Genomic DNA, 1,127 nt, shown 5'->3' on the forward strand with positions numbered 1-1,127 from the left:
CGCGGGCTAAAGCACCGCGCTACTAGACTTCAACCAATTTTCCGCCTTGTCTGCCAGGAACTGAACCCATGCTGGATGTTCGTTCATGCAAGGGACTGCGGTGAACTCCTCGCCGCCTGCTTCCAAGAACTCTTCCTTTCCTTCCATTGCGATTTCCTCGAGGGTTTCTAGGCAATCGGAGACAAAGGCGGGAGTCATGATCACTAACTTCTTTTTTCCTTCAGCTGGTAGCTCTTCCAGAACTTTGTCAGTGTAAGGAGTAAGCCAAGGTTCTCGGCCGAGCCGTGATTGAAAAGAAATTGAATACTTATCTTCCGGAATTCCGGCTCGTTTTACGAAAAGTTCTGTGGTCTTCGTGACTTGGTGCTTGTAGCAGGTGCTGTGTGCCGGGTTGCAGGTCGTGCAACAGTCCTTTACAACGTTGCAGTGCGCTTTAGTTGAGTCCGCTTTGTTTAGATGCCTTTCTGGGATTCCGTGGTAGGAGAAAAGAAGGTGGTCGTATTCGTTATCGAGATACGGTTTCGCGCTTTTGTATAGAGCCTCGATGTAGGAAGGGTCGCTATAGAATGGTTGCAGCGTGGTAACCTTCATATCGGGGGCATTCTCTGCTACTTCCTCCATGACCTTAACTACTACGGTTTCGAAGCTGGACATCGCGTAGTGTGGGTAGAGTGGTACGAGGAAAACGTTTTTAACTCCCTCCGATTTCATGCGTTCGATAGCATCGGGAATCGAAGGGCTGCCATAACGCATTGCGAGCTCGACCTTTGGCTCAATCTTACCCTGTAGGAGCTTTTGTAAGTTTTTACTGGTGACAATTAGAGGTGAACCTTCATCGGTCCAAACCTTTGAGTATGCTTCTGCGGATTGTTTTGGGCGGGATGGAAGTATGAAGCAATTCAGTACGAATTGTTGGATGAGCTTTGGTGAGTCGATTACCCGGTCATCTGAAAGGAATTCGCGGAGATAGCGTTTGACGTCCGGAACTGATGTTGAGTCCGGTGAACCGAGATTTACGAGAAGTACTGCGTTTTCGCTCATTTGTGGCTGGTTTATAAGGCGAGAGACGAACGGGTCATCAACAAAGTTGCTGGGAAGGGTGAGTTTTTTTGGTATGGGAAGCGGCC

1 protein-coding gene is annotated in these 1,127 nt (G+C 48.8%); it reads right to left on the reverse strand.

Annotated elements, in window-relative coordinates; all coding sequences use genetic code 11:
* Positions 1 to 6: 6 nt before the first annotated feature.
* Positions 7 to 1,127 (reverse strand): ferrochelatase (gene hemH, locus JIN87_RS27945; protein WP_234033683.1); only part of this gene is annotated, 1,121 nt, incomplete at its 5' end.

The sequence above is a fragment of the Pelagicoccus mobilis genome, from assembly GCF_016595505.1.
GTDB classification, from domain to species: Bacteria; Verrucomicrobiota; Verrucomicrobiia; order Opitutales; family Opitutaceae; genus Pelagicoccus; species Pelagicoccus mobilis.